The 597-nt window shown below is 67.8% G+C and carries 1 protein-coding gene; it reads right to left on the bottom strand.

Translation table 11 applies throughout. The annotated features are described in order from the left end of the window. Window positions 1–597 (bottom strand): molybdopterin dinucleotide binding domain-containing protein (locus A5706_RS13250; protein ID WP_304528395.1); only part of this gene is annotated, 597 nt, incomplete at both ends.

Raw genomic sequence — 597 nt, 5'->3', positions numbered from 1 at the left:
CGTCCGGCTTCCGTGCGCAGCCCCGCGACGAGGCCGGCCAGGTAGGAGCGGCCGAGCGGACCGAACTGCGGCGCCGGTTCGTTTGCCACCCCGAGGAATTCGGCAAAGGCGTCGACGCGGGCCAGGCTGATCTCGTCGCCCGTCGGCGTGGCGTCCTTCGAATCAGGTTGCGCGACGGCGACCTTCGTCAGGGATACCGCGCAGGCCTTGAACTCGGGTTGATGGGAAACCGGGTCGACGGCGTCGTTGGTGACGGCGTTGATCGACAGGTACTCGCCGAAGACGTCGTTCCAGTGGAACGGCGCAAAGCAGTTGCCGGGCCGGACCCGGTCGGTGATGACGGCGGGCAGCACTGCCCGGCCGCGGCGGGAGGCGATTTCGACCGGGTCTTCGTCGCAGATCTGCAGACGGGCCGCGTCGTCGGGGTGGATTTCGACGAACGGCCCGGGGTTGAGCTTGTTGAGTTTGGCCACCTTCCCGGTCTTGGTCATCGTGTGCCACTGGTGCGGCAGGCGCCCGGTGTTGAGCAGGAACGGGAAGTCGTCGTCGGGCATTTCGTCGGGCAACAGGTGTGGGCGGGCGAAGAACACCGCGCGA

Source organism: Mycobacterium sp. E796, from assembly GCF_001672815.1.
GTDB lineage: Bacteria > Actinomycetota > Actinomycetes > Mycobacteriales > Mycobacteriaceae > Mycobacterium.
Note: the sequence above shows the minus strand (reverse complement) of the source record. Positions and strands in the feature narration are given on the sequence as shown.